The organism is Microvirga terricola (assembly GCF_011777495.1).
GTDB lineage: Bacteria > Pseudomonadota > Alphaproteobacteria > Rhizobiales > Beijerinckiaceae > Microvirga > Microvirga terricola.
Genome location: NZ_JAATJS010000004.1, coordinates 476,069 through 501,085 on the forward strand (window position 1 = coordinate 476,069; position 25,017 = coordinate 501,085).

The 25,017-nt window shown below is 63.4% G+C and carries 26 protein-coding genes and 1 tRNA gene; 9 read left to right on the forward strand and 18 right to left on the reverse strand.

Annotated elements, in window-relative coordinates; genetic code table 11:
* Positions 1–255 precede the first annotated feature (255 nt).
* From HB375_RS14355 to lipB, 3 genes are all read right to left on the reverse strand, one after another.
* Positions 256–1,863, reverse strand: a complete 1,608-nt coding sequence (locus HB375_RS14355) for a carboxyl transferase domain-containing protein (protein WP_167673667.1) — start codon at positions 1,861–1,863, stop codon at positions 256–258.
* Positions 1,864–1,978: 115 nt separating this feature from the next.
* Positions 1,979–2,320, reverse strand: a complete 342-nt coding sequence (locus tag HB375_RS14360; protein WP_167673668.1) for a hypothetical protein — start codon at positions 2,318–2,320, stop codon at positions 1,979–1,981.
* Between the two features lie 251 nt (positions 2,321–2,571).
* A complete protein-coding gene (gene lipB / locus HB375_RS14365) occupies positions 2,572–3,303 on the reverse strand; it encodes a lipoyl(octanoyl) transferase LipB (protein ID WP_205800194.1) in 732 nt (243 codons plus the stop codon).
* A gap of 263 nt (positions 3,304–3,566) precedes the next feature.
* Here lipB and HB375_RS14370 point away from each other — a divergent pair.
* The 6 genes from HB375_RS14370 to HB375_RS14395 all read left to right on the forward strand — a co-directional run bounded on the left by HB375_RS14370 (position 3,567) and on the right by HB375_RS14395 (position 9,479).
* Positions 3,567–3,651: transfer RNA gene (locus tag HB375_RS14370), tRNA-Leu, on the forward strand.
* A 200-nt stretch (positions 3,652–3,851) separates the two neighbouring features.
* Positions 3,852–5,276, forward strand: coding sequence for a magnesium transporter (gene mgtE / locus HB375_RS14375; RefSeq protein ID WP_167673669.1), 1,425 nt, complete (start codon positions 3,852–3,854; stop codon positions 5,274–5,276).
* A 315-nt stretch (positions 5,277–5,591) separates the two neighbouring features.
* Complete coding sequence (locus HB375_RS14380) at positions 5,592–6,491, forward strand: glycoside hydrolase family 25 protein (RefSeq protein WP_167673670.1); 900 nt, start codon at positions 5,592–5,594, stop codon at positions 6,489–6,491.
* A gap of 216 nt (positions 6,492–6,707) precedes the next feature.
* The gene (locus HB375_RS14385; RefSeq protein ID WP_167673671.1) at positions 6,708–7,880 is read left to right on the forward strand and encodes an isovaleryl-CoA dehydrogenase; all 1,173 of its coding nucleotides are present in this window, start codon (positions 6,708–6,710) and stop codon (positions 7,878–7,880) included.
* Between the two features lie 81 nt (positions 7,881–7,961).
* Positions 7,962–8,663 (forward strand): ribonuclease activity regulator RraA, encoded by a 702-nt coding sequence (locus HB375_RS14390; RefSeq protein ID WP_167673672.1) that lies wholly within the window; start codon positions 7,962–7,964, stop codon positions 8,661–8,663.
* A gap of 21 nt (positions 8,664–8,684) precedes the next feature.
* Positions 8,685–9,479 (forward strand): ElyC/SanA/YdcF family protein, encoded by a 795-nt coding sequence (locus HB375_RS14395; protein WP_167673673.1) that lies wholly within the window; start codon positions 8,685–8,687, stop codon positions 9,477–9,479.
* A 56-nt stretch (positions 9,480–9,535) separates the two neighbouring features.
* Here the strand turns inward: HB375_RS14395 and HB375_RS14400 are convergent, their stop codons facing one another.
* Both HB375_RS14400 and HB375_RS14405 read right to left on the reverse strand, forming a co-directional pair.
* The gene (locus tag HB375_RS14400; protein ID WP_167673674.1) at positions 9,536–9,808 is read right to left on the reverse strand and encodes a DUF3253 domain-containing protein; all 273 of its coding nucleotides are present in this window, start codon (positions 9,806–9,808) and stop codon (positions 9,536–9,538) included.
* Positions 9,777–10,493: a DUF599 family protein gene (locus HB375_RS14405; protein WP_167673675.1), complete on the reverse strand. Its 717-nt coding sequence runs from the start codon at positions 10,491–10,493 to the stop codon at positions 9,777–9,779. The genes HB375_RS14400 and HB375_RS14405 overlap by 32 nt, the downstream gene beginning before the upstream one ends.
* A gap of 72 nt (positions 10,494–10,565) precedes the next feature.
* On the opposite strand from HB375_RS14405, the gene HB375_RS14410 reads away from it, so the two are divergent.
* Positions 10,566–10,973 carry a rhodanese-like domain-containing protein gene (locus HB375_RS14410; protein WP_167673676.1) on the forward strand — a complete coding sequence of 136 codons (408 nt, stop codon included), beginning with the start codon at positions 10,566–10,568 and terminating at the stop codon, positions 10,971–10,973.
* 4 nt (positions 10,974–10,977) lie between these two features.
* Here HB375_RS14410 and HB375_RS14415 read toward each other — a convergent pair whose 3' ends face one another.
* The 5 genes from HB375_RS14415 to HB375_RS14435 all read right to left on the reverse strand — a co-directional run bounded on the left by HB375_RS14415 (position 10,978) and on the right by HB375_RS14435 (position 14,926).
* Entirely contained in the window at positions 10,978–11,481 is a 504-nt protein-coding gene (locus HB375_RS14415) for a hypothetical protein (protein ID WP_167673677.1), read from the reverse strand.
* 60 nt (positions 11,482–11,541) lie between these two features.
* Positions 11,542–11,835: an acylphosphatase gene (locus HB375_RS14420; RefSeq protein ID WP_167673678.1), complete on the reverse strand. Its 294-nt coding sequence runs from the start codon at positions 11,833–11,835 to the stop codon at positions 11,542–11,544.
* Positions 11,836–11,886: 51 nt separating this feature from the next.
* Positions 11,887–12,405: a gamma-glutamylcyclotransferase gene (locus tag HB375_RS14425; RefSeq protein WP_167673679.1), complete on the reverse strand. Its 519-nt coding sequence runs from the start codon at positions 12,403–12,405 to the stop codon at positions 11,887–11,889.
* A gap of 6 nt (positions 12,406–12,411) precedes the next feature.
* Positions 12,412–14,412 (reverse strand): acetyl-CoA carboxylase biotin carboxylase subunit, encoded by a 2,001-nt coding sequence (locus HB375_RS14430; protein WP_167673680.1) that lies wholly within the window; start codon positions 14,410–14,412, stop codon positions 12,412–12,414.
* Positions 14,413–14,518: 106 nt separating this feature from the next.
* A complete protein-coding gene (locus HB375_RS14435; RefSeq protein ID WP_167673681.1) occupies positions 14,519–14,926 on the reverse strand; it encodes a hypothetical protein in 408 nt (135 codons plus the stop codon).
* A 316-nt stretch (positions 14,927–15,242) separates the two neighbouring features.
* Between HB375_RS14435 and HB375_RS14440 the strand changes: the two genes are divergently transcribed.
* Both HB375_RS14440 and HB375_RS14445 read left to right on the forward strand, forming a co-directional pair.
* Positions 15,243–16,172, forward strand: coding sequence for a ring-cleaving dioxygenase (locus HB375_RS14440; protein ID WP_167673682.1), 930 nt, complete (start codon positions 15,243–15,245; stop codon positions 16,170–16,172).
* 151 nt (positions 16,173–16,323) lie between these two features.
* The gene (locus tag HB375_RS14445; RefSeq protein WP_167673683.1) at positions 16,324–16,947 is read left to right on the forward strand and encodes an alpha/beta hydrolase; all 624 of its coding nucleotides are present in this window, start codon (positions 16,324–16,326) and stop codon (positions 16,945–16,947) included.
* On the opposite strand, the gene HB375_RS14450 is transcribed toward HB375_RS14445, so the two are convergent.
* The 8 genes from HB375_RS14450 to HB375_RS14485 all read right to left on the reverse strand — a co-directional run bounded on the left by HB375_RS14450 (position 16,944) and on the right by HB375_RS14485 (position 25,000).
* The gene (locus HB375_RS14450; RefSeq protein WP_167673760.1) at positions 16,944–18,551 is read right to left on the reverse strand and encodes an ABC-F family ATP-binding cassette domain-containing protein; all 1,608 of its coding nucleotides are present in this window, start codon (positions 18,549–18,551) and stop codon (positions 16,944–16,946) included. The two genes, HB375_RS14445 and HB375_RS14450, sit on opposite strands and share 4 nt — an antisense overlap.
* Positions 18,552–18,711: 160 nt before the next feature.
* Positions 18,712–19,794, reverse strand: a complete 1,083-nt coding sequence (locus HB375_RS14455) for a PLP-dependent cysteine synthase family protein (RefSeq protein ID WP_167673684.1) — start codon at positions 19,792–19,794, stop codon at positions 18,712–18,714.
* Between the two features lie 89 nt (positions 19,795–19,883).
* Positions 19,884–20,474 (reverse strand): GIY-YIG nuclease family protein, encoded by a 591-nt coding sequence (locus HB375_RS14460; protein WP_167673685.1) that lies wholly within the window; start codon positions 20,472–20,474, stop codon positions 19,884–19,886.
* 140 nt (positions 20,475–20,614) lie between these two features.
* On the reverse strand, positions 20,615–22,147 hold the full coding sequence (locus HB375_RS14465; protein ID WP_167673686.1) for an acyl-CoA carboxylase subunit beta: 1,533 nt from the start codon (positions 22,145–22,147) through the stop codon (positions 20,615–20,617).
* A 102-nt stretch (positions 22,148–22,249) separates the two neighbouring features.
* Complete coding sequence (locus HB375_RS14470) at positions 22,250–23,035, reverse strand: ATP12 family chaperone protein (protein WP_167673687.1); 786 nt, start codon at positions 23,033–23,035, stop codon at positions 22,250–22,252.
* Positions 23,032–23,730: an HAD-IA family hydrolase gene (locus HB375_RS14475; protein WP_167673688.1), complete on the reverse strand. Its 699-nt coding sequence runs from the start codon at positions 23,728–23,730 to the stop codon at positions 23,032–23,034. Before HB375_RS14475 ends, HB375_RS14470 begins: the two co-directional genes overlap by 4 nt.
* A gap of 4 nt (positions 23,731–23,734) precedes the next feature.
* Entirely contained in the window at positions 23,735–24,319 is a 585-nt protein-coding gene (locus HB375_RS14480) for a GNAT family N-acetyltransferase (RefSeq protein ID WP_167673689.1), read from the reverse strand.
* Between the two features lie 225 nt (positions 24,320–24,544).
* On the reverse strand, positions 24,545–25,000 hold the full coding sequence (locus tag HB375_RS14485; protein ID WP_167673690.1) for a hypothetical protein: 456 nt from the start codon (positions 24,998–25,000) through the stop codon (positions 24,545–24,547).
* Positions 25,001–25,017 lie beyond the last annotated feature (17 nt).

Genomic DNA, 25,017 nt, shown 5'->3' on the forward strand with positions numbered 1-25,017 from the left:
CATCCGACAAGGTTGACTTATGCTAAACCGATCTTGTCCGAGGCAGTTCTGTAATAAAGCGTTGGGTTAGAAGCACTTTAACGACGCCCATGAGGTGCGCTTGGTTTATGGCGGCTTCGCGGCGGAGCTTGGGCCAAGAACGGCGGAATGAGGAAGGTTTGCCGGTGTTGCGGCCAAGCAACATTTTTGAGTCCCCGCCGGTCGCAGGCGGCTATCATGGTAACGGATGACCCAGCTTGAGCGGGCGGCCCCGCCCTACATCCTGAATACGCCGAACTTCGTTTCCGGCACGGGGGCGTTGAGGGCCGCCGAGAAGGCGAGCGCCAGGACCCGGCGGGTTTCGGAAGGCAGGATGATGCCGTCATCCCACAGGCGGGCGGTGGCGTGGTAGGGGCTCCCCTCCTCCTCATACCTGGTGCGGATCGGCGCTTTGAAGGCTTCTTCCTCCTCGGCGCTCCAACGTCCGCCTTCGGCCTCGATGTTGTCGCGCCGCACGGTGGCCAAAACGCTCGCCGCCTGCTCGCCACCCATGACTGAGATGCGGGAGTTCGGCCAGGTAAAGAGGAAGCGCGGGGAATAGGCCCGCCCGCACATGCCGTAGTTGCCCGCGCCGAAGGAGCCGCCGACGAGCAGCGTGATCTTGGGGACCTGGGCGCAAGCGACCGCCGTCACGAGCTTCGCCCCGTCCTTGGCGATGCCGCCCGCCTCGTACTGGCGGCCCACCATGAAGCCGGAGATGTTCTGCAGGAAGAGGAGTGGAATGCGCCGCTGGCAGCACAATTCGATGAAGTGCGCCCCTTTGAGCGCGCTCTCCGAGAACAGGATGCCGTTATTCGCGATGATGCCGACCGGCATGCCCCAGATCCGCGCGAAGCCCGTCACCAGAGTCGTGCCGTAGAGGCGCTTGAACTCATCGAATTCGGAGCCGTCCACCAATCGGGCGATGACCTCGCGGATGTCGTATTGCTTCTTGAGATCGGTCGGCACGATCGCATCGAGATCATCGATGGCGTATTTCGGCTCGACCGGCTCCGCGAGATCGATATCCACGGTTTTGCGCGTGTTGAGCGTGCCGACGATGCGGCGCGCGATGGCGAGCGCGTGCACATCGTCGGTAGCGTAGTGATCGGCCACGCCGGATTGGCGGGCGTGAACCTCCGCGCCGCCGAGATCCTCGGCCGAGACCACCTCCCCCGTCGCCGCCTTCACGAGCGGCGGGCCGCCGAGGAAGATGGTGCCCTGGCGGCGCACGATGATCGTCTCGTCGGACATGGCCGGCACATAGGCCCCGCCCGCCGTGCACGAACCCATGACGCAAGCGATCTGCGGAATGCCGAGGGAGGACAGCGTTGCCTGATTGTAGAAGATGCGCCCGAAATGCTCGCGGTCGGGAAACACCTCCGTCTGGTGCGGCAGGTTCGCGCCGCCGGAATCGACGAGGTAGATGCAAGGAAGCCGGTTCTCCCGCGCCACTTCCTGCGCGCGAAGATGCTTCTTCACCGTCATCGGATAATAGGTGCCGCCTTTGATGGTCGAATCGTTGCAGACGATCATGACCTCGCGGCCCGAGACCCGCCCGATGCCGGTGATGATGCCGGCCCCGTGGATGGCGTCGTCATACATCCCATAGGCGGCAAGCGAGCCAAGTTCCAGAAACGGCGCGCCGGGATCGAGCAGGCGCGTCACGCGCTCGCGGGGAAGAAGCTTTCCACGCGCCAGATGGCGCTCCCGCGCCTTCGCCGGCCCGCCTTCGGCGGCAGCGGCGCGCTTGGCCTGAAGATCGCGGGCGAGATCGGCCCAGGCGGCGCGGTTCTCGCGCGCGGCGTCCGACGAGAGATCGGCGGATGTTGCGATGGCGGGCACGTCGTCGGGCTCCTTGAAAGTTGAGCGAAGCGGTGTGGGAAGGTGTGCCGCGAGCGCGCGGGATGCAAGAGGCCGCCGCCTCTTGTCCCGGCCGCAAAAGGTATCATGAAGGAAACTAGCCGTTGGCGCGGATGACGACTTCCTCGCGGAGGCGGCGGGCGCCGGGCCGGCAATCATAGACGATGCCTTCGACCCAGAGCCAATCGGGCGTAATCCGTCTCAGGTAGAGATGCGTTCCCTCGAGCGCGAGGGTTTGCTGCACCATGGCATCCTTGATGTACCGGAACCCGGACACGGTCGCCGCCGGCGGGGTCAGGGTGGCAAGGCGCAGGCACACCCTCACATCGGCTGGGGAATCGACGATGTGCACCAATTCCTCCGGCGTGAGGTGGTGGGAGTCGAGGGCGCAGGCCGATGCCGCAAGCGCGATGAAACAGGCAAGGATGGGACGTGGCATGTCGCGCTCCGCCGATGGTCAAGCCTTCAGACAAGCTTAGGGCGCGGACCGCTTTTGACGAGGAGGCTTGACCGATGGCGGCGTTCACCGTTTCGGGAAATCGTTGGGAAATTCAAGAAACCCTCCATCCTCATCCTGAGGAGCAGCCGAAGGCTGCGTCTCGAAGGAGGCTCCAGTGTGCGCTGGAGACGCCTCGTCCTTCGAGACGGGCCTTGCGGCCCTCCTCAGGATGAGGCTGCGGGGAGACGCAACTATCCCCGTTTCGGGAGACGTGGCGACTTGACGGGGACGGTCGGCCCGAAAATTTCCTCAAAAGTCCGGCGCATGACCGAATCCACTTCTGGCATGGTGACCAGCCGCCCGAGATCGACGAGGCTCGTCACGCCGTGCTCGGTCACGCCGCAGGGCACGATGCCGGTAAAGTGCGACAGGTCCGGCTCGACGTTGAGCGCGATGCCATGAAAGGTCACCCAGCGGCGAACGCGGATGCCGATGGCGGCAATCTTGTCCTCCGCCGTCTCGCCCTTCTCCGGCCGCCGCACCCAGACGCCGACCCGGTCCTCCCGCCGTTCGCCACGGACGTTGTAGGCGTCAAGGGTCGCGATCAGCCAGGCCTCGAGCGCCGCCACATAGCGGCGCAGGTCCGGCTCGCGGCGTTTCAGGTCCAGCATCACATAGGCCACCCGCTGGCCGGGGCCGTGATAGGTATATTGGCCGCCCCGCCCAGTCCGGTGAACGGGGAAGCGATCCGGCTCGACGAGATCCGTTTCCTGCGCCGAGGTGCCGGCAGTGTAGAGTGGCGGATGCTCGACCAGCCACACCAGCTCCCGCGCCCTGCCCTCCGCAATCTCGCTCGCCCGTTCTTCCATGAAGGCGACGGCCCTATCATAATCCGTCAGGCCGTCGGTGATGGCCCATTCGACGGGCTCCTCACCGGCCTCGGTGGTAAAGATTGTCGCCAGCGTGTCGCGGACTTGCGCCAAGATCGTTCTCGCTCGATTGCGGCCTTACAGAAACGGCCTCGATTTCGCTGAAAAATAGGGACGTTTCCCGCCCGATACAAACCATCTCAAGTCTTGGCAAGCTTGACAGATATAACATAAACCCTTGTCAATCATAACGATTCCGGCCCGCACGAATTTCGACGACATTTTTCGCGCTCGCTCACAATCGGGCTTGTGGCGGCGAAATCGATCTGCTACAGCGGGCGCCTCATCGGGGGAAACACTCCGATCTGAAAGTTTTCGCGGTCGTGGCGGAATTGGTAGACGCACTACCTTGAGGTGGTAGCGGGGAGACCCGTGGAGGTTCGAGTCCTCTCGACCGCACCAAAACTTTCAGCGCCTTCGGGCGGCACTCAAAGAGGCCCCGTTTTCGGGGCCTTTTTTGTTTTTCTCGGGACGATGCCGTCGGCTCTCTCTTGAATCACTTTCTCAAGCATCGGAATCAGGCTCTGAAAGAAAGCCACCAACCGATTCTCCGCACTGTCCTTTTCGGACACATGCGGATCACCTTGTCCGAGGAGAGGCTCATGCAGGACGTCGAAGAAAGGACGCCGCACCCGACCCCCGAAGGGGCCGCGGCCGAACATCCGGTCTTCCGCGACGAGGAAGGCGAGCTGAATCAGGATTTCATCGCCGCCGTCGCCGATGCCATCGAGGCCTCGGATTCGGAGCGCCTGCAAAAGCTCGTCGAGGATTTTCACGAATCCGATCTGGGTGACCTGCTCGAAGCGCTGGAGCCGGACCAGCGCCCTCGCCTTATCGAACTTCTGGGTTCCGCCTTCGACTTCACCGCTCTCACCGAGGTGGACGAGACGGTCCGCGAGGAGATTCTCGAAGAGCTCGAAACCGAAACCGTCGCCGAGGGCGTGCGCGACCTCGAGTCGGACGACGCGGTCACGATTCTCGAAAGTCTCGACGAAGAGGAAAAGGCGGAGGTTCTAGACAAACTGCCGCCCATGGAGCGCGTCGCGCTCCAGCGCTCGCTCGACTACCCGGAAGACAGCGCCGGTCGGCGCATGCAGACGGAGTTCATCGCCGTCCCTCCCTTCTGGACCGTCGGCCAGACCATCGACTTTATGCGCGAAGGCTCGGACCTGCCCGATACTTTCTACGAAATTTTCGTGATCGACCCGTCAGCCCACCTGCTCGGCGCGGTGTCGCTCGACCGGCTGTTGCGCAGCCAGCGCCCGATCACGATCCAGGAGATCATGAACGACGAGCCGGATCAGGTGCGGGCGACCGAGGATCAGGGGGAAGTCGCGCGCCTGTTCGAGCGCTACAACCTCGTCTCGGCGGCGGTGGTGGACGAGGCCAACCGGCTCGTCGGTGTCATGATGGTCGACGACATCCTCGACGTGCTCGAAGAAGAAGCCGACGCCGACATCAAGGCGCTCGGCGGCGTGAAATCGGACGAAGAATTGTCCGATACCATCCTCTACACGCAGCGCAGCCGCTTCCCGTGGCTCTTCGCCAATATGTGCACCGCGTTGGTGGCGGCGAACGTCATCAACCTGTTTGAGGAATCGCTCGAGCGCATGGTGGCGCTCGCGATCCTCATGCCCATCGTCGCCTCCATGGGCGGCAATGCGGGCACGCAGACCATGACGGTCGCGGTGCGCGCGCTCGCGACCCGCGAACTCGGCCGCGCCAACGCCTGGCGCATCATCCGCCGCGAGGCGGCGGTGGGGCTACTCAACGGGCTGTCCTTCGCCGTCATCATGGGATGCGTGGCGGGCCTCTGGTTTCAGTCGGGAGAGCTCGGCTTCGTCATTGGCCTTGCTCTCATCAGCGTGCTGATGTTCGCGGCGCTCGGCGGCATTTTCGTGCCGCTCGCGCTCAACCGCCTCGGCGTCGATCCCGCCGTGTCATCGGGTCCGTTCGTGACGAGCATCACCGACATCGTCGGATTTTTCTCGTTTCTCGGAATAGCGACGGTTTGGTTTCATCTTTGAGGGTACCCCTTCCCGCCGTCATTCCGGGACGGCTCGACGGGTCGGGCCCCGGAACCCATAAACACTGGCGACCGTAATAAAGCGCAACGGCTGTGCAGCAGCGGCTCTCGGTCCAGCCACCCGGTGACATTTGTGGTTATGGGTTCCGGGCTTCGCTTCGCGACCCCGGAATGACGGCGGGGAGCGGTAGGAAAGTTTCACTTGCCTTTGATCGGAACGCGACTAACTCCTGTTACGCTTGCCCTTCGTAATCTTCCGTTAACGGAGTTGGGGCATCCGTAGTGACTTGAAGTTCACGCGTATCGAAGTTGAGCCATGAAGCCTCGTCGCCGCTCCTCCAGACGTTCGAAGAAGTCCGGTTTGCAGACGTTTCTTCGCGCCGCCCGCTTCGGCGCGCTGACAGCGCTCTCCCTCGGGCTTGCGTCCTGCGCGATCGCGCCCAACAGCCGCTATCCAGCCAAGAGCGATGCGAAGCCCCATACGGGCGTCGCCTCGGCGCACCGGCTGCCGATTCACGGCGTCGATATTTCCAAGTGGCAGGGCAAGGTCGATTGGGCCTCGCTCCGTCAGGCGGGCACGAAATTCGCCTTCATCAAGGCCACTGAAGGCGGCGACCATGTGGACAGCCGCTTCCTGGAAAACTGGTGGGCCGCGAAGAGCGCGGGCGTTCCGCGCGGTGCCTACCATTTCGTCTATTGGTGCCGCCCGGCCCACGAGCAGGCGATGTGGTTTAAGAAGAACGTGCCGCAGGACCCGGAGGCCCTTCCCCCCGTTCTTGACGTGGAGTGGAACGGCGAGTCCGTGAACTGCCCCAAAAAGGTTCCGCGCGAACAGGCGCTGTCGATGATCAACGTGCTCCTGCGCGAGATGGAAGCGCATACGGGCAAACGGCCGATCATCTACACCGACATCACCTTCCATAAGGAAATCCTGGAAGGCGAGTTCAACGACTATCCCTACTGGATCCGCAGTGTCGCCGCCGAGCCGCAGGAGCGCTACGCCGACCGCCGCTGGACTTTCTGGCAGTTCACCACCACCGGCCGCGTGCCGGGCGTGGCGGGCGACATCGACCGAAACACCTTCTACGGCACCGAGAACCAGTGGCGCATGTTCGTGGCCAGCGCCTGCGATCCCCGCGACCACAAGCGCCTCCAGCCAACCGGCGTCTGCCGCCCGGTCAGCAATGGGGTCCAGACGGCAAGCGTGGACGAGTAAGGACCGCGCTCCTCACCGTACGAACCGCTCATATCCTTTCGAAGCCCGCCGGCGATGCCTCCACCGGCGGGTTTTTCATGCGCGCACCGGCTCCCGCGCCCTATTTTTCCTGATGACCCGGCTTGAAAAGGGCAGCAATGCTGACCAAAATGCGCTGACAGAACATAACGCCCCGTCGCGATTCCGGCTGATCGAGAACGGAGGTTGGAGGAACGCATGATCCGGAACACCGCCAAAGTCTTCAATTTCGACCTCGGCGAGACCGCCGACGCCATCCGCGAGACGGTCTACAGCTTCGCGCAGGACAAGATCGCCCCGCGCGCGGCAGAGATCGACAGCACCAATACCTTCCCGCGGGACCTTTGGCCCGAAATGGGCGCGCTGGGACTGCACGGCATCACGGTGGAAGAGGAATATGGTGGCGCTGGGCTCGGCTATCTCGAGCACGTGATCGCCATGGAGGAAATCTCCCGTGCGTCCGCCTCGGTCGGCCTGTCCTACGGCGCGCATTCCAACCTCTGCATCAACCAGATCCGCCGCAACGGCAGCGAGGAGCAGAAGCGCCACTATCTGCCGAAACTCGTTTCGGGCGAGCATCTCGGCGCGCTCGCCATGTCGGAGCCCGGCTCCGGCTCGGACGTGGTGTCCATGCGCACCCGCGCCGACAGGCGCGGCGACCGCTATCTGCTCAACGGCAACAAGATGTGGATCACCAACGGTCCACAGGCCGATGTGCTGGTGGTCTATGCCAAGACCGACATGGATGCGGGCGCACGCGGCATGACGGCCTTCATCGTCGAAAAGAGCTTCAAGGGCTTCTCGACCCACCAGAAGCTCGACAAGATCGGCATGCGCGGCTCCGACACCTGCGAACTCGTGTTCGAGGATTGCGAGGTGCCGGAGGAGAACGTGCTGGGCGAGGTCGGCAAGGGCGTGAACGTGCTCATGTCGGGCCTCGATTATGAGCGCGCCATCCTCGCCGCCGGTCCCATCGGCATCATGCAGGCCTGCATGGACATCGTGTTTCCCTACATCCACGAGCGCCGGCAGTTCGGCCAGCCCATCGGCACATTCCAGCTCGTGCAGGGCAAGGTCGCCGACATGTACGTGACGATGAACGCCGCCAAGGCTTACGTCTATGCCGTCGCCAAGGCCTGCGACCGCGGCGAAACCACCCGCGAGGACGCGGCAGGCGCAATCCTCTACGCCGCCGAAAAGGCGACCCAGTGCGCTCTCGACGCGATCCAATTGCTCGGCGGCAACGGCTACATCAACGACTACCCGACGGGCCGCTTGCTTCGCGACGCCAAGCTCTATGAGATTGGCGCAGGCACCAGCGAGATCCGGCGCATGCTGATCGGACGCGAGCTGTACGAGAAGACGGCCTAGTCAGATTTGCGCTGGTCAGGATAGCGGAAACCTCCATAATCGAGGGACCTTCCTCTCGGTCTTCGCAATCCGGTAGCCGCCATGACCCTCAACAAAGCCATCTTCGACGCGCTTCACGCGGCGTCCACTGCCACCATCACGACCGTGCTTTTGAAAAAGGGCATTCGACGGTGCTGGATGAAGGGACCGATGCCGGCTTTCAATGCGCGTGAGAAGCTGGTTGGCAAGGCTTTCACTCTGCGTTTCGTGCCGGCGCGGGAGGATCTGGCGACGCCTGAATCCTGGTCCTCTCCTCGCTCGACCCGCGCGGCCATCGAGGCCATGCCGGAAGGCTGCATCGCGGTGGTTGATGCCATGGGCGTAACGGATGCGGGCATCTTCGGCGAGATTTTGACCGCGCGCATGAAAATGCGCGGCGTCGCGGCGCTGGTGACGGACGGCGTGGTGCGTGACGGCGACGGCGTCGACGGAACGGGTTTGCCCGTGTGGTGTTCAGGCGTAGCCGCCCCGCCCTCTGTCACGAGCCTCACCTTCGTCGGCTGGCAGGAGCCTATCGGCTGCGGCGGCATCGCGGTCTATCCGGATGACGTGATCGTGGCCGATGGCGACGGCGTGGTGGTAATTCCCGTCGCGATGGTGGAAGAGGTCGCCAAGGCCGCCGTGGAACAGGAGCGGCTGGAACTCTGGATCATGCGCGAGGTCGAAAAGGGCGTCCCCCTCCCCGGCCTCTATCCGCCCAACGCGGAAACCAAGGCACGCTACGAAGCCGAGTCAGGCCAGTAACCCGACACGGAAAGACGGCGCGTGTTTTACTACGTCTCGAAAGTCGCATGGTTCTTTGCCACGCCCTCGAACCTGCTCATCAGCCTCATTCTGTTGGGGCTGGTGGTTGCACTCTTTCCTCGCACGCGACGTCTCGGCATTGGCCTTGCGCTGGCTTTCGCGCTGCTGACCGCCGCGTGCGGCCTGTTGCCGATCTCCAGCTACATCATCATTCCGCTCGAAAACCGCTTTCCGCCGTTCCATGACGACGACAAGCCGGTCAATGGCATCGTTCTGCTCGGCGGCTCCGTTGAAGCGGCGGAGTCGGTGGCGCGGGGGACGCTCGTCACCAACGAATCCGGCGAGCGTATCATCGAGACGATCAGGCTCGCGCACCTTTATCCGCAGGCGCGCATTCTCATTTCCGGCGGCGGAACGGTTTTCGGCGAAGGCGTCGCTGAAGCGCCCATTATTGCGGCCTTCCTGACGAGCGTCGGCGTCGATGCCTCGCGCATCATCATCGAGGATCGTTCGCGCACGACTTACGAGAACGCGGTGTTCTCTCGCGACATCGCCAAGCCGAAGGCGGGTGAACGCTGGCTTCTGGTGACCTCCGCCTGGCACATGCCGCGTTCGGTTGGTCTATTCGAGAAAGTGGGCTTTCCCGTCATCCCCTCCCCGGTCGATTACCGGACCAGCGGCAGTTTCACCAATCAGCGCTTCTTCGTTTTTGCTTCCGAGGGTCTGCGGCGGCTCGATATCGGCACGAAGGAATGGGCGGGGTTGGTCGCCTATTATCTGTCGGGCCGCATCGCGACGCTGTTGCCGGGGCCTTAGGGCATGATCCGGAAAAGTGGGAACCGGTTTTCCGACAAGATCATGCCCATCGAAACTTAAGGCTCGGATGGCAGCGCGAGCCGATAAACGCCCTTGAAATCGTCAGGGTCGACGGGTCGCCCTTTCCGCAGAATGACAACGCGCCCCTCCTTCATGAGGCGCACAGCAGTCGCGCGGACGGGCTGCATCAGCGGCCCCCAGCCGTCGGGGTGATCGCCCCCGAGCGCGCGGGCAACATCCATGGGGCCGATGGTCCGCTCCGCACCGCGCTCGTTCAGGAGCGCGAGCATGGTGGTCTCAAGATCTTCCGTCGTCGGTTTTTGGGACATGGGTCCTGCCTAACGCCGCAAGGCGGGCGTCGGATATGAATTGGCGTCGCCACATCACATAAAGCACGCTCGCCGTCGCGACCATGAAAACATACGGACCGATGAACCAGCCGAGATAGGCGAGCGAGAAGAAGAACGCACGCTGGCCGCGATTGAAGTGCTTGCCCGCGACGATGTTCATGCGCGCGGCCTGATGGGCCACCGCCAGCCCCTCCTCCCGCGTATCCTCCTTCAGCACCGGCACCGCGCCGACGATGATCGCCATGTAGTTGAACAGGCGATACGACCAGGCGAACTTGAAGAAGGCATAGACGAAGATGATCGCGAGGCCGATCACCTTCACCTCCCAGGTCACCGGCGTCGTCGCCTGTCCGAAAGGCAGAGTGCTGAAGACAGGCAGCACCGCATCGGCAGAGCGCAGCAGCGCCAGCACGCCGCCGATAGCGATGAGCGAGGTGGAGGCGAAGAAGGCCGTGCCGTTCATCAGCGAGGCCATGATGGTGGTGTCGACGATGCGGTTCTCGCGCACCACGAGCTGTTCCATCCAGCGCACGCGGTATTGGTTCATGAGGGCGTTGAGGCTGTGGCGTCCGGCGGGCGTCAGCTCGACGGCCGCGTGATAGGCAAACCACGCCACGCCGAAAAAGCCCAAGGCCACATAATCCTGAACCGTGAAACCGAGCACTATCGACGCCTCCCGTTGACTCGGCTCTTATCATGCCCAGTTTGTTCAAAGCCTTAAAGCAGGATGGCGGTCATGCCCCAAACAATCACGCGCGGCTTCAAGACCCTGCTCGAAGAGGCCAGCGCGAAGATCAAAAGCCTGTCGCCCGCTGACGCCATAGCCCTGCACGGGCGAGAGGACACCGTGTTCGTGGATTTGCGCGACCCGCGCGAGCTCGAGCGGGAGGGCCGCCTGCCCGGCGCCTTCCATTGCCCGCGGGGGATGCTGGAATTCTGGATTGACCCGGAAAGCCCCTATCACAAGCCGTTCTTCGCGCAGGACAAAACCTACGTGTTCTTCTGCGCAGGGGGCTGGCGCTCCGCCCTGTCGGCAGCAACCGCGCAGGACATGGGGTTGAAGCCCGTCGCCCATGTGGAAGGCGGCTTCAAGGCGTGGAAGGAGGCGGGCGGCCCGGTGGAGGTTACGCCGCCCAAGCCTTGAGGCGTTACCTGTTGTCGCGCTTCGCCTGCGCCACTTTCGTCCGCTGTGACACACGCCCGGCCTGCATCGGGTGAAGGATGGCCTCTCCCTTCACGTTTTCCTTTGGCGTCATGCCCTTGCTCGCGGTGCGGCTTTTGAGCGGTGCTGCGGAGGCGGTCGCCCCCCTCATCGCAAGCGCTTTACGCGCATTTTGCTTCAAGTCCTCTCGCCTGCGCCGTGATCGCTCCTTGTTCACCCGCCCGAGCGCCTCGCGCAGCACGGCCTTGCGGCGGCGCATACCGCGCTCCTCCTCGGCAAAGGTCGTGCGCCCCATGCCCTTGGAGCGAATTTCGCGCCGCTGGCGGTTGAGGATGTCCTGCGTGCGGTCGCGCCGCTCGCGCAAAAGCGTGGTCACCTGGTCGAGTTCCTGCTTGTCGAGCTTCGCAAGCGCGGGATGGTGCGTGTTCTGCACGACGTCGAACTCGTCGGCGCTCAGGATACGCCGTTCCGCCTTCCGGGGTGTCGCCATGGCTGCCTCCGCTGACCGGACGGGAACCGAACGCCCCGCAGGCCAAGCGGTTCCACACGCTCAAGCCGTCGGCAGAACCTGAAAGCCCTCGCCTACAGCATTTGGCGGATCGCCGGAGCAGCGGACATCGACCTGCTCCACCACAGCGCCGCGTGGACCCTGCTCGCAGGCCCGGAGCATCGTCTGAAGAAGCGCGTCCGGCCCGGAAAACACCGCCTCCACGGACCCATCGCGACGGTTGCGGACCCAGCCGCTCAAGCCGTGAAGCGTAGCTTGATCCTGCGTCCACGCCCGAAAGCCGACGCCCTGGACGCGGCCCTGGATCACCACATGGAGAGTACGGTGCGCGCTCATGGGCGCATCATAAGCCGGGACCAGTCGCGCGCGAAAGGGACGGGATGCGCGTCAAAATTCGCCCGGCTTTCGAGACACGCTGGGCGCACCGAAACGAGGGCGCACCTTGGGTTCGGCGGGCGGCAGGGATGAAAGCGCCGCCTGTTTCGCCTGCGGCAGGAAGCCTCTGAGCCCTTGGACATAATCCTTCGGCAGCCCCGCCTCCTCTGCTGCCGCCACGACACCTTCCATATAGCCGGGCTTCGGCGGGCCGGGCTTGGCGCTGCGTCCGATATACACGATGGCGCGACGCGGTCCCTGCTCTGTCACGACGGGCTGGACGACCTTGGTGTAGAGCCCGGTGGACAGACTCTCATAGCGATCGAGGGCGGGAACGTCGCCGAGCGCCAGATCCCACACCATGCCCCACACGGCGCGCTGTAGATCGCGCATGACCGAGGCATAGCCGCCCTCGAAGATGATGAAGCGATGGCGCATCAGCCGCGCGAGGCCGACCGGCTTCGAGGCGGGACAGCGCTTGGCCATCGCCGCCTTGTCCATGTTGGAGCCGTAGGCGAAGTAGAGCGGCATGGCGTTTTAAGCGAATTCCAAAATCACCGCATCAACGGCAAGGCTGTCGCCTTCCTTGGCCAGGATCTTGGCGATAGTGCCGTCGCGCTCGGCGCGCAGCACATTTTCCATCTTCATCGCTTCGACGATGCAGAGCGGCTCGCCAGTCTTCACGTCCTGCCCCTGCTTGACGCTGATGGCCTTGACGAGGCCAGGCATCGGGCAGAGCAGCTTCTTGCCGGTATCGGCCTCGACCTTTTCCGGCATCAGAGTGGCGAGTTCCGCCTCGCGGTGGGTATAGACGCGCGCTTCCACCGAAGCGCCGGCGTGGGAAAGCAGCAGCCCGTTCAGGATCGGCCGCACCTGCACGGCGATGGCCTCGCCGCCGACCGTGCCGGTCCAAACCGGATTGCCCGGCTTCCACGCGGACTCGACCGGCCACGCCTGCCCGTCGATGACGATGGCGATACCGCCTTCGATATCCTCGATCACCACATCGAGCCGCTCGCGGCCGAGCATCACGACCCGCTCGCGGTCGAAGCGCACGGCCGAAGCGGGGCGCATCTGGCCGGAGATCTGGCGCTTGCGCTCGTTCAACAGATGATCGACCGAAGCCGCCACCGCCGCGATGCGCAAGGCTATCTCCCCCTCGGGTGCGAGGGCCTTGAAGCCTTGCGGGAACTCTTCGGCGATGAAGCCGGTCGAGAGCTTGCCGCTCTGCCAGCGCGGATGCTGCATCAACGCCGAGAGAAACGGGATGTTGTGGCGGATGCCGTCGATGGCGAAAGCATCGAGCGCCTTCGCCTGTGCTTCGATGGCCTTCTCGCGCGTCGGCGCGTGGGTCACGAGCTTGGCGATCATCGGATCGTAAAAGATCGAGATTTCACCGCCCTCATACACGCCGGTATCGTTGCGCACCGTCGTGCCGTGGTTTTCGCCCTCACTCGGCGGGCGATAGGTGACGAGACGACCCGTGGAGGGAAGGAAGTTGCGGACCGGATCTTCCGCATAGATGCGGCTTTCGACCGACCAACCGTTGAGCTTCACATCCGCTTGCGCGAGGCGCAGTTTCTCGCCCGCGGCAACCCGGATCATCTCTTCCACGAGGTCGATGCCGGTGATCATCTCCGTCACCGGATGCTCCACCTGCAGGCGGGTGTTCATTTCCAAAAAGTAGAACGACTTGTCCTGGCCCGCGACGAACTCCACCGTGCCGGCGGAGTCGTAGCCCACCGCCTTGGCGAGCGCGACCGCCTGCTCGCCCATGAGCTTGCGGGTCGCCTCATCGAGCAGCGGCGACGGCGCTTCCTCGATGACCTTTTGGTTGCGGCGCTGGATCGAGCATTCGCGCTCGCCGAGATAGATGACGTTGCCGTGTTTGTCGCCGAGCACCTGAATTTCGATGTGGCGCGGATCGGTGATGAACTTTTCGACGAAGACGCGGTCATCGCCGAAGGAGGATGCCGCCTCCGACTTGGCGCGGGCAAAGCCTTCCGCCACCTCATCCGCCGAGTAAGCGATGCGCATGCCCTTGCCGCCGCCACCGGCGGAGGCCTTGATCATCACCGGATAGCCGATGTCGTTGGCAATCGTCACCGCCTGTTCGGGGTTCTCGATCACGCCGAGGAAGCCGGGAACGGTCGAGACCTTCGCGGCTGCTGCCGCCTTCTTCGACTCGATCTTGTCGCCCATGGCGGCAATGGCCACCGGGTTCGGCCCGATGAAGACGATCCCTGCCTCGGCCAGCGCCTTCGGAAAAGCCTCGCGCTCGGAGAGGAAGCCGTAGCCCGGGTGCACCGCCTGCGCGCCGGTCGCCTTGCAGGCCTCCACGATCTTCTCGATCACCAGATAAGACTGCGCCGCTGCCGCCGGGCCGATATGCACCGCCTCGTCGGCCATCTCCACATGGAGCGCATCCTTGTCCGCGTCGGAATAGATGGCGACCGTCTTGATGCCCATGCGCCGGGCGGTCTTGATGACGCGACAGGCGATCTCGCCGCGGTTGGCAATCAGGATCTTGTCGAACATGAGCCCTCGAACGCTTTACGAACCGGAGATGTCCCCTTTCCCGTTACTGCACATCCATGCGTTCGGAAAGCGGTACGGGTTCAGCATTTAGCGTAAGAGGTTCCTTTTAGGCTGCAAGGCAGCTCTGCCGGGCCTGCTGGCGCCCACGCATGATGAAGTCGAGGAGCGCCGTGTCCACGCGCTCGGCCTGATCCAGAACCGCATAGGCGATGGCCATGGCCGTTTCGCTGGGACCACCCACTTCGAGGACGGTCGCAAGCCATTGAACGTCGTCGCCCATGCCGGCGGAGCGCAGGCGAAGGACGGAGAAATCGACGACAAGGGTCTTCAGGGCTCCGGCCCAGCTTTCATCCGCCTCGACCGCACGGTCGAGGGCGAGCAGCGCCTCCGCTTCCACGCGGCTCTTGAGGCCGTCGCTGAGAACGTGGCGTTGAAGATGGTCCACGTCATCCGCCGAGATTATCTTCTTGTCGATGACGGTTTCGATGAAATCGCGAAGCGTTGCGTTCATCATCTGTTTGGCTCCTCCCGGCTTATTCTTGGATGCCGGTTGATCTCTTATCGGAGCCAACATTCACACGGAGGGCTGAGCAAAACCGTTAACGGCCGATGCTGAATCGCCGTTGAGGTTAAGCGTTGCTGAGACTCTTTGGTTGCCAGATTCTTGCTCCCTCGGATTCGCCAAATATTGCATCGCCTTGACCGCGACGGCGCTCATCCTTTGCAATCCCGCAAGGTCACCCTTTCCGCACTTTGGTACGGGCCGATGGTACTTATCTCCCAGCCATGCAGCGCGCTTCCCGCGCTTAAAGCGTTAAGGAGAACTCCCCATGGGGCACCACGGCATTCATCACGTCACGGCCATCGCAGGCCCTGCGCGCCGGAACCTCGACTTCTACACGAAGGTGCTGGGGCTGCGGCTGGTCAAGAAGACCGTCAATTTCGACGATCCCGGCACCTATCATTTCTATTTCGGCGATGAGGCCGGCCATCCCGGCTCGATCCTCACGTTCTTTCCGTGGGAGCATGTGGCTCCGGGACGTGTGGGCGTCGGCTGGACGCAGGAAACCGCTTTCCGCGTGCCGGAGGCTTCCATCGGCTACTGGGCGCACCGCCTCTTGGAAAAGGGCGTCGCCCACGGCGCGCCGGAAAAACGCTTCGGCCAGAGCGTCCTGACCTTCAAGGACCCCGACGGCACGAGCCTCGCGCTCGTCGGCGTACCGGAGGCGGGTAACGATCCCGCTTGGACCGACGGCGGCGTGCCGGCGGAATCCGCCATTCGCGGCCTGGAGGGTGTCACCCTTCTCGTCGAGGACGGTGCCAAGACGGGCGCGATCCTGACCGACGTGTTCGGCTTTCGCGAAACCGCGCAGGACGGCTCGCTCGTCCGTTACCAGGGCGATGCCACCATCGGTGCGACGGTCGATATCCGCTCGGCCAAGGGCTTCCTGCCCGGCCGCATGGGCGGCGGATCGGTGCACCACATCGCCTTCCGCGCTGCAGACGACGCCGCGCAGGAGGCCATGGTGAAGCGGCTTGCCGAGAACCACGGCATCAGGACCACGGAGCAGCGCGACCGCAACTATTTCCGGTCGGTCTATTTCCGTGAGCCCGGCGGCATCCTGTTCGAGATCGCGACCGACGCCCCCGGCTTCGCCGTGGACGAGGCCGCCGGCACTCTCGGCCAAAAGCTGAAGCTGCCGCCTTTCCTCGAACCGCGCCGCAGCGAACTCGAGGCTAAGCTGCCCGAGCTGGCGTAACGCAAAACTCCACCCTCTCCCCTCCGCGGGAGAGGGTGGCGAACAAAGTGAGCCGGGAGAGGGTCGTCCTCACCCGCGCTCCGCCCCTCTCCCGCCCTGCTCTCGCACGGCACCCTCTCTCCCGCAACGGGGAGAGGGAGAAAGGTGAATCATGACCACCGAGTTGTCCTTTATCCATCGCTACGTGCCCACCATGGACCCCGGCCGCCCGCCGCTGCTGCTGCTGCACGGCACCGGCGGCAACGAGGATGATCTTCTGCCCCTGGGCCAGACGATCTCCCCCGGCTCCGCCCTGCTCTCACCGCGCGGCAAGGTGTTGGAAAACGGCATGCCGCGCTTCTTCCGCCGTCTCGCGGAAGGCGTGTTCGACGAAGCCGACGTGAAGGCGCGCGCGCATGAACTCGCGGACTTCATCGCCGAGGCGCGCAAGGCCTACGGCCTCAACGCGCCCATTGCGGTCGGCTTCTCCAACGGAGCCAACATCGCCGCCGCCATGCTGCTGCCGCGCCCCGAAGCGCTCGCCGGCGCGGTGCTGTTGCGCGCAATGGTGCCGCTGAAGGATGCGCCGCAATCGGATCTGACGGGCAAGCCCGTGCTGATGATCTCAGGCGCGATGGACCCGATCATTCCGGCCGACAACGCGACGCAGCTGGCGGAGATGTTGAAGAAAGCCGGAGCCACGGTGGACCACCAAATCCTGCGCGGCGGGCATGGGCTGACGCAGGCGGACGTGCAGTTGGCGGCGGGGTGGCTTGCGACAGAAGCCGCCGTTTAAGAACCAACCACCCTTCCCTCTCCCTCGCGGAGATCCAGCTTGCGTGAGACCGCAATGGATCTGAGGAATGTTTCATCGTGGCTGACAATCAACAGCGCGCCGTCATAGGCGCGCAATCCCGCCTCGACAGCCTCGATCGAGTCGATGTCCAAATGGTTGGTCGGCTCGTCCAGGATCAGGAGGGAGGGCGGAGTCGGCCCGCCGAGCACGCAAGCCAGACCAGCCCGCAACAATTGCCCGCCGCTGAGGCTGGAGACGACCTGTAGCGCCGCATCGGCTCGGAACATGAACCGGGCGAGAGCCGCGCGGCAGGCATTCTCATCCGTCTTTGGATTGAGGCGCCGGAAGTTGTCCCGGATCGAAGCCGATGGATCGAGAAGGCTCACCTGCTGGTCGAACATTGCAAAGTCGGTCATGACCCGCACGGTCCCGGTCCAAGGCCGCAACTGCCCGGTGACAAGCGCCAGGAACGTCGTCTTGCCGGAACCATTCGGCCCAACGACAGCAACACGCTCCGGCCCGGTGATGGCAAGGGAAAGATCCTTGATGATGGGCCGGTCCGGCTCGTAACCGACGCTCACGGCATCGATCATCAGGACCGACTTGCTGGCTGGCAGCTGTGTCGGCGGCAGAACGACGGAGAGCGGCTGAAGGACTTCGATGTGCTCGCGAGCGGAGGCGGCAGCCTCGAGAGCCTGCGCGCGACGCCGTTCTGCGAGACGGGCATTCTCACCGCTCGTGTCCTCGCTTCGGTCCTTGCGCAGACCCGCGAGGATACGTGGCATGTCGCCCTTTGCCCGCTTCTTCTGCCCTGCACGGTCCTTGCGTGCTTTCCTCTCGGCGGTCTCCTGCGTCCTTCGGTCCATCTCGGCAACGCGCTTCTCGGCGTCCGCCAGATCGCGCCGAGCGGCGGCGAGCGCAAGGGCCTTGCGCCCGCGATACTGGCTCCAACCGCCGCCGTAGCGTGTGGCCCCCAGCGAGGTCAGCTCGACGATGGCATCCATCGCCTCAAGCAGCTCCCGGTCATGGCTGACGATGATCGCCCCGCCCCGCCAGTTGGCGAGAAGATCGATCACTGCCGCGCGTCCCTCGCGGTCGAGGTTGTTCGTTGGTTCATCCAGCAGCAGGAAATCAGGCTCCGCGAAGATGAGCGCGGCAAGGCGAGCCCGCGTGCTTTGTCCGCCCGACATTGTCGCCAAAAGCGTTTCGGGACCCACATCCAGCCCGACCCGACCGAGAGCGGAAGCAACGCGTGCCTCCAGGGTCCAGTCAGCATCCGCAAGTTCTTCGACAGTGGCTTCGCCGCTCTCGGCGCGGCGAAGGAGCGCTAGCGCTTCAGCAATGCCAAACAGGTCTGCAATGGTTTCGCCTGGGTCGACTTGAACGGTTTGGCGGAGGATACCCAGGGCGCCATTGACGGCGACCGCGCCGGAGTGAGGACGCATCTCGCCTGAGATCAGCTTGAGGAGAGTCGTCTTGCCGATGCCGTTGCGGCCGACAAGTCCCGCCCGTTCCGGGCCGAAAGTCAGCTCGAGATCAGAAAGGAGAGCACGACCGTCAGGCGTGGACCATGAGAGTCTGGAGAGGGTGATTGAGGCAGGCATGGACATGGATTTTCCCGGTGGCAAAGCAGACTGGCAGTGCTGTCGGGTTGAGATCCATCGGTGCCCATATCCTTTCAATATGACGCTGGAGAGTTGAGCGTCGCGTGCCTTATGTACAGCGGCAGCCTGCTAGTCGCAAGCTCCGGTCTGGCGGTCTTTGCTACCGAATGCCGAGGAGAACACCTGTCTCGAAAAAGCGCTCGATGGCTTCCTCGGCAGGCTTGATGTCGATGCCGCGCTCTTTCAGCCAATCATCGTTGAGATGCGTGCTGCGGTAGCGGTCGCCTGAATCGCACAGAAGTGTCACGACGGAGCCCTTCTCTCCCCGCTGCACCATCTCGCCAATCACTTGCGCCACAGCCCAGAGGTTGGTGCCGGTCGAGCCGCCGCAGGAGCGGCCAATGCGGCGGGAGAGAACGCGTGCCGCCGCGATGCTCGCCGCATCCGGCACCGCGTAGGCGCGGTCGATGAGGTCGGGCACGAAGGACGGCTCGCAGCGCGGGCGGCCGATGCCCTCGATCACCGAGGGAGGCTCGCTGGTGCTGCACACGCTGCGGTCCGCGAGATGCCGATGAAAGACGGAGGCCTCCGGATCAGCGAGGCACAGCTTCGTCGGCAAACGGCGATAGCGGATATAGCGCCCGAGCGTCGCCGACGTGCCGCCGGTGCCCGCCCCCACCACGATCCAGTTCGGCACCGGATAGTCCTCGTGGGTCATCTGGCTGAAGATGGACTCGGCAATGTTGTTGTTACCGCGCCAGTCTGTCGCCCGCTCGGCATAAGTGAACTGGTCCATGTAGTGGCCGCCGAGTTCTTCCGCGAGCCGCGCGCTTTCCGCGTACATTTCGGCGGGGTTGTCGACGAAGTGACTTTCGCCGCCATAGAACGCGATCTGCGCAATCTTCTCAGTCGATGTGGAGCGCGGCATCACGGCGATGAAGCGCAGGCCCAGCATCCGCGCGAAGTAAGCCTCCGACACGGCGGTCGATCCGCTCGACGCTTCGATGATCGTCGTGCCCGGCCCGATCCAGCCATTGCACAAGCCATAGAGGAACAGCGAGCGCGCCAAGCGATGCTTGAGGCTGCCGGACGGATGAGTCGATTCATCCTTGAGATAAAGCGATACGCCCGGAACCGTCGGCAGCGGCACGCGCAGGAGATGCGTATCCGACGAGCGATTGAAATCCGCCTCGATGATCTGAATAGCGGTGGAGACCCAGGAACGGTTGCAGGGGGTGTTCATTGTGGATATATCCAAGAGGATGCTAGGGCGCTCAAAATGTACGAATGGTCTACGCGTACTAGGACGATGCTTTAGGGAATTAGCGAGGGCTAGAGATTTAAGCTCTCGACATCCTGAGTGCCTTCTAAAAGAAGACTCCAGTTCTCAAAAAGTCTGCGCCACGCCTTATACCTGAGGTCAACTTGCAATTCACGTTCCTCAATCGACGCGCGCCCCTCGATTGAGATTGACACAAAAATACGGCCACCGTCCTTTAGAAGCTCTGTGGCCCAAACATTGATACGCCGGCTTGTCTGCTGACTGGGTCCCGGATTTCGGTAATTTCCGAAGCGCCTTCTAAGATTCTCGGTTTCTCCTATATAGACGCTAACTGCACCGCTTGGGTGCAGAGCCTTAAAGCGATAAAGACCTGGCACATTTAGAATCGGCGGAAATTTAAGCTTTGCGCCCTCATCGACTTCAATAGCCCCTAGTGGCTGCCATTTGAGATCGAGCTTGCCATTAAGCTGTTGCTCGATGAGTTGCTCTGCATCTTGACCGTGCTGCGAGACATTAGCTCGAGCTGCCAAAGTCGGATCGCTACCTGTCTTTGGCAGACATTCTAGACAACTTCTGTTGTCTGTTTGCCCCTTCTCTAGCGCGATCTTCTGGGCCTCTTCGATCGTTGCGAATGGCCCCAACCAAGCTCCACTCCCCGAGCCACCTCCGCCATGGAGCCCTCGTCCTCCATTGCAGTAGGAACAGTCAGCACGATGTAATCGCGTCTTCCGGTGAATGACGTTTTCATAAACGTAGTACACAATGACCCAGTTCGGTGACTCTACAACGGAATGTTGTCGTGCTTCTTCCACGGCCGCTCGACTTCCTTGGCGCGGAGCATCGCCAGCGCCCGCGCAATCCGTCGCCTTGTCGAATGCGGCATGATCACCTCGTCGATGTAGCCGCGCTCGGCGGCGACGAAGGGCGACATGAAGCGGTCCTCGTATTCCTTGGTGCGCGCGGCGATCTTCTCCGCATCGCCAATGTCCTGCCGGAAGATGATTTCGACCGCGCCTTTTGCACCCATCACCGCGATCTGCGCGGTGGGCCAGGCGTAGTTCACGTCGCCGCCGACGTGCTTGGAGGCCATGACGTCATAAGCACCGCCGAAGGCTTTTCGCGTGATCACCGTCACCAGCGGCACGGTGGCTTCCGAGTAAGCGAAGAGCAGCTTCGCGCCGTGTTTGATGAGGCCGCCATATTCCTGCGCCGTGCCCGGCAAAAAGCCCGGCACGTCCTCGAAGGTGACGATGGGAATGTTGAAGGCATCGCAGAAGCGCACGAAACGCGCCGCCTTGCGCGAGGCGTCGGAATCCAAAACGCCTGCGAGCACCATCGGCTGGTTGGCGACGATGCCGACCGTGCGGCCTTCAATGCGCCCGAAGCCGGTGATGATGTTTTTCGCAAACGAGTCCTGAATCTCGAAGAAGTCGCCCTCGTCGATAACCTTCAGGATCAGCTCCTTCATGTCGTAGGGCTTGTTCGGGTTGTCGGGGATGAGCGTGTCGAGGCTCTCATCCACGCGGCTCGGATCGTCGAAGCTCGGGATTTCCGGCACGCCGTCAAGGTTGTTGGCGGGGAGAAAATCGAGAAGCCGGCGCACCTGCAACAGAGCCTCGACATCGTTGTCATAAGCGCCATCGGCCACGGAGGACTTGGTGGTGTGCACCTTCGCGCCGCCGAGTTCTTCAGACGTCACTGTCTCGTTGGTGACGGTCTTCACCACGTCCGGGCCGGTGACGAACATGTAGGAGCGGTCGCGGACCATGAAGATGAAATCGGTCATGGCGGGCGAATAGACGTCGCCGCCCGCGCAAGGCCCCATGATCACCGAAATCTGCGGAATGACGCCGGAGGCGATGACGTTGCGCTTGAACACCTCGCCATAGCCGCCGAGCGCGGCCACGCCTTCCTGAATGCGCGCGCCGCCCGCATCGAACAGGCCGACGATGGGCGCGCGCATTTTGAGCGCCATGTCCTGGATTTTGATGATCTTCTGCGCATGCGTTTCCGAGAGCGAGCCACCGAAGACGGTAAAGTCCTTGGCGAAGACGAAAACCGTGCGGCCGTTCACCGTGCCCCAGCCGGTGACCACGCCGTCGCCGGGAATTTTGACCTTCTCCATGCCGAAATCGGTGGAGCGGTGCTCGACGAACATGTCGAACTCTTCGAACGAGCCCTTGTCGAGCAGAAGCTCGATGCGCTCGCGGGCGGTGAGCTTGCCGCGCGCATGCTGCGCCGCGATGCGCTTTTCGCCGCCGCCTAGCCGCGCCTGGGCACGCCTGTCTTCGAGCCGTTCGAGAATGTCCTTCATGCGTGATCTCTGACCGTCGAGAGAAAAACCTTGTCCTGGCTTATCACAGCCGCGCGAGGGCCAACATCCCACTATGGATGGGCTCCACGGCCCCGATCGAGCCTATGATCGGACGGCCAGGTCGAACACCCGGGAAGCCGTCCGGAAATCCGCCTCGCGCCTGCGGCGGCGCTCCATGGCCTCATAGTCCTCGCCCCAGACGCTTTCCTGAAACACCTCGTCCACATGGGAGGCGGCCCAGGCCTCATCCACGTCGATCTGCTGCGCGGCATGGGCGAGCGCGATCAGCACCGAGCCGCCGAGCGTGGTCATGACGTGGAGCGCAGCAAGCGCGAAGGGTGAGTCCAGCCGCTCGATGGCGCCACGGATGGCCGCGACCGCCTCATCCGGCTGGGTCACATGCATGACGCCTTCGGCCAACGCAAAGCGCGCGCCGTGCGTCTCCTTTGCCCAATCGAGGATCGGAGCCCAGGCGGCTTCCTGCGCGGCGGCAAGGCGCGCCGGTTCACTGGTGCGGTAGAAGATCAGGTCGGAGCCCGCATAACGCGTCAGATCGTCGATCACCTCGGCCATGCGGGGCGTCACGCCATCGATGGCGGAATTGACGATGCGGGTCACCGGCATGGCCGCCGGGTCGATCTCCTCCCCCTGCCCGGCCCATTCGCTCGCCAACGCTTCCGCAAGGCCGCGTGTGGGAACAGCCAGCGCCTGACGGCCCGGCGTCTTGGCCGTGCGGCCGTCGAGAGTGAGGAAATGCAGCCCGTCCCGCGTCTCGACGCCCGCCTCCTTGTAGAAGCGCTTCGGCAAGGTCGGCTTCATGCCCGCCTGCGCAGCGCGCATGAGGTTCGGTTCGTCGGACGAGGGAAACCAGTCTCGTGAATCGGTCATGACAAGGACATGGGGGCGGCATTAGCCGCTTGCGAGGGATTGCCGAGGAAACCAGTGAGGACGGCTCCAAGCTCGGTATAGGAATCGACGATGTGACCGGCTCCGGCCTCGTTGAGCGCCGTCACCGGCTGGAAGCCCCATGATACGCCGACCGGCAGCACGCCCGCCGAGCGGCCCATCGCCATGTCGTAGCTTGAATCGCCGATCATGACGGTGTTCTCCGGCCCGATGCCGACCTCTGCCATCGCCTGATGGATCATCGCAGGATGCGGCTTCGAGGGCGCATCGTCCGCCGTCTGGATGGTGGAGAAGACCGTGTGCCAGTCGTGACGGTCAAGCAGATGCGCAACGCCTCGCCGGGATTTGCCGGTGGCAATGCCGAGGATCACGTCCTCGCGGGCGCCCAGCCACTCCAGGCAATCGAGCGCGCCGGGAAAAAGCGGCTCGGCATGGGCGGGGTCATGGCGCAGCGTGCCGAAGGCGTCCTTGTAGGCTTGCGTCAAGCTCTCGACCGGCGCCTGCGGTCCGGCGAGCACGGTAAAGGCCTCCAAGAGCGACAGGCCGACGATGGAGAGCGACCGCTCCCGGCTCGGCGGCTCCATGTTGTGCGCTGCAAAGGCCATGCGTTGAGCTGCGACGATGATGTTCTGGCTGTCGACCAGCGTGCCGTCGACATCGAAGAGAACGAGTTTCATGCGCTTAGCCCATCCGCTGCTCGAGCTTGGCCTTCGCTTCAGGCCATTCGTCCCGAATGATGCTGTAAACCACCGTGTCGCGAATATGACCGTCGGGCATGATCATGTGCTGGCGCAGAATGCCGTCGAGCTTCGCGCCCAGGCGTTCGATGGCGGCGCGCGACTGGTCGTTCAGGCGGTGCGTGCGAAGCTCCACAGCGAGGCAGCCGAGCGTCTCAAACGCGTGGCGCAGCATCAGGAATTTCGCGTGTGTGTTGACGAAGGTCCGCTGCCACGATCCGGCGATCCAGGTCGTGCCGATCTCGACCCGGTGGTTCGCCGCATCGATGTTCATGTAGCGGGTCGAACCGATAATTTTGTCGCCTTCCTTCACCGTGGTGGCGAAGGGCAGCGCGAGCCCCGCCGCCTGAAGCTCGAGCGCCTTCTGCACATAGGCCTCAAAACCTTCCGGACGCGGCACGGTGGTGGTCTTCTTCTCCCACTGGGCACCGTCCTTCGCCGCCTCGGCCAGAGCGGGGATGTGGGCGAGGCTCAAAGGCTGCAAGACAAGCTTGTCCGTCGAAAGGATCACGGGCTCGATGTGAAGCATGATGAAAGCGCCTGTTCGTCTGCTACCTGCGTTGTCCTTCATCGCGGAGCGCATCGCAACAGTCAAACGGCGCTGATCGGGAGGCTGCTCTGCCTCCCGATCATGTGTCGAAAGCGGGGCCTGAGGCTCCGCTTCGGAGCATTTCCCGCAGACGTGGAAGCCGGCCTGCGTCAGAAGATGCTATCGCATACGAGTCCCAAGAGCGCGTTCCGAGGGAAGTGCGCTCTAGTGAATCAGGTAGATGACCCCAGGCAGGCTCAGCGCGAGACCGGCCAGCGCCCAGGCCCCGAGCCGCCAATTGGCGTCCGTCATCGTGTTGCGCAGGCGTTGCGCGAAGGATGCCGCCTCCATGTTGCGCCCGCTGAGGCAGGAGCACAGGGCATAATGCGCCTGTCCATCGGACAATTCGAAGAAATTCATGGCGTCCCCGAGCCTGTCGCTGCCAAGGCCTTCAGCTCGCAGAACCGGATCTTCGAAAGCGACCGTCAGAGGCGAGTTGTCTTCGCGAATGAGGGCCCTCTCCTCCGGAGGCTTGTATTCGATTTCGCCAAGGGAGTTCAGCCGCCGGGTGGGATTGCGCTCGAGAAGCGAAATCCAACGTTCGAGACGCTCCTGCCGGGTCAAAGACCGCGATTGAACGTCGGCGACGGTCCGGAGCTGATCTAGATGCTTATGTTCCATCGATCTCCTCCTTCCAA

What these genes read in the sequence shown, in the direction of transcription:
- HB375_RS14455 (WP_167673684.1), bottom strand. Translation starts at nt 19,794, where the DNA reads ATGAACACCCCCTGCAACCGTTCCTGGGTCTCCACCGCTATTCAGATC.
- HB375_RS14480 (WP_167673689.1), bottom strand. Translation starts at nt 24,319, where the DNA reads ATGCTTCACATCGAGCCCGTGATCCTTTCGACGGACAAGCTTGTCTTG.
- HB375_RS14435 (WP_167673681.1), bottom strand. Translation starts at nt 14,926, where the DNA reads ATGATGAACGCAACGCTTCGCGATTTCATCGAAACCGTCATCGACAAG.
- HB375_RS14425 (WP_167673679.1), bottom strand. Translation starts at nt 12,405, where the DNA reads ATGCCGCTCTACTTCGCCTACGGCTCCAACATGGACAAGGCGGCGATG.
- HB375_RS14485 (WP_167673690.1), bottom strand. Translation starts at nt 25,000, where the DNA reads ATGGAACATAAGCATCTAGATCAGCTCCGGACCGTCGCCGACGTTCAA.
- HB375_RS14410 (WP_167673676.1), top strand. Translation starts at nt 10,566, where the DNA reads ATGCCCCAAACAATCACGCGCGGCTTCAAGACCCTGCTCGAAGAGGCC.
- HB375_RS14475 (WP_167673688.1), bottom strand. Translation starts at nt 23,730, where the DNA reads ATGAAACTCGTTCTCTTCGATGTCGACGGCACGCTGGTCGACAGCCAG.
- HB375_RS14400 (WP_167673674.1), bottom strand. Translation starts at nt 9,808, where the DNA reads ATGTCCCAAAAACCGACGACGGAAGATCTTGAGACCACCATGCTCGCG.
- HB375_RS14440 (WP_167673682.1), top strand. Translation starts at nt 15,243, where the DNA reads ATGGGGCACCACGGCATTCATCACGTCACGGCCATCGCAGGCCCTGCG.
- HB375_RS14380 (WP_167673670.1), top strand. Translation starts at nt 5,592, where the DNA reads ATGAAGCCTCGTCGCCGCTCCTCCAGACGTTCGAAGAAGTCCGGTTTG.
- HB375_RS14385 (WP_167673671.1), top strand. Translation starts at nt 6,708, where the DNA reads ATGATCCGGAACACCGCCAAAGTCTTCAATTTCGACCTCGGCGAGACC.
- mgtE (WP_167673669.1), top strand. Translation starts at nt 3,852, where the DNA reads ATGCAGGACGTCGAAGAAAGGACGCCGCACCCGACCCCCGAAGGGGCC.
- HB375_RS14450 (WP_167673760.1), bottom strand. Translation starts at nt 18,551, where the DNA reads ATGCCTGCCTCAATCACCCTCTCCAGACTCTCATGGTCCACGCCTGAC.
- HB375_RS14470 (WP_167673687.1), bottom strand. Translation starts at nt 23,035, where the DNA reads ATGACCGATTCACGAGACTGGTTTCCCTCGTCCGACGAACCGAACCTC.
- HB375_RS14430 (WP_167673680.1), bottom strand. Translation starts at nt 14,412, where the DNA reads ATGTTCGACAAGATCCTGATTGCCAACCGCGGCGAGATCGCCTGTCGC.
- HB375_RS14360 (WP_167673668.1), bottom strand. Translation starts at nt 2,320, where the DNA reads ATGCCACGTCCCATCCTTGCCTGTTTCATCGCGCTTGCGGCATCGGCC.
- HB375_RS14420 (WP_167673678.1), bottom strand. Translation starts at nt 11,835, where the DNA reads ATGAGCGCGCACCGTACTCTCCATGTGGTGATCCAGGGCCGCGTCCAG.
- HB375_RS14465 (WP_167673686.1), bottom strand. Translation starts at nt 22,147, where the DNA reads ATGAAGGACATTCTCGAACGGCTCGAAGACAGGCGTGCCCAGGCGCGG.
- HB375_RS14415 (WP_167673677.1), bottom strand. Translation starts at nt 11,481, where the DNA reads ATGGCGACACCCCGGAAGGCGGAACGGCGTATCCTGAGCGCCGACGAG.
- HB375_RS14390 (WP_167673672.1), top strand. Translation starts at nt 7,962, where the DNA reads ATGACCCTCAACAAAGCCATCTTCGACGCGCTTCACGCGGCGTCCACT.
- HB375_RS14445 (WP_167673683.1), top strand. Translation starts at nt 16,324, where the DNA reads ATGACCACCGAGTTGTCCTTTATCCATCGCTACGTGCCCACCATGGAC.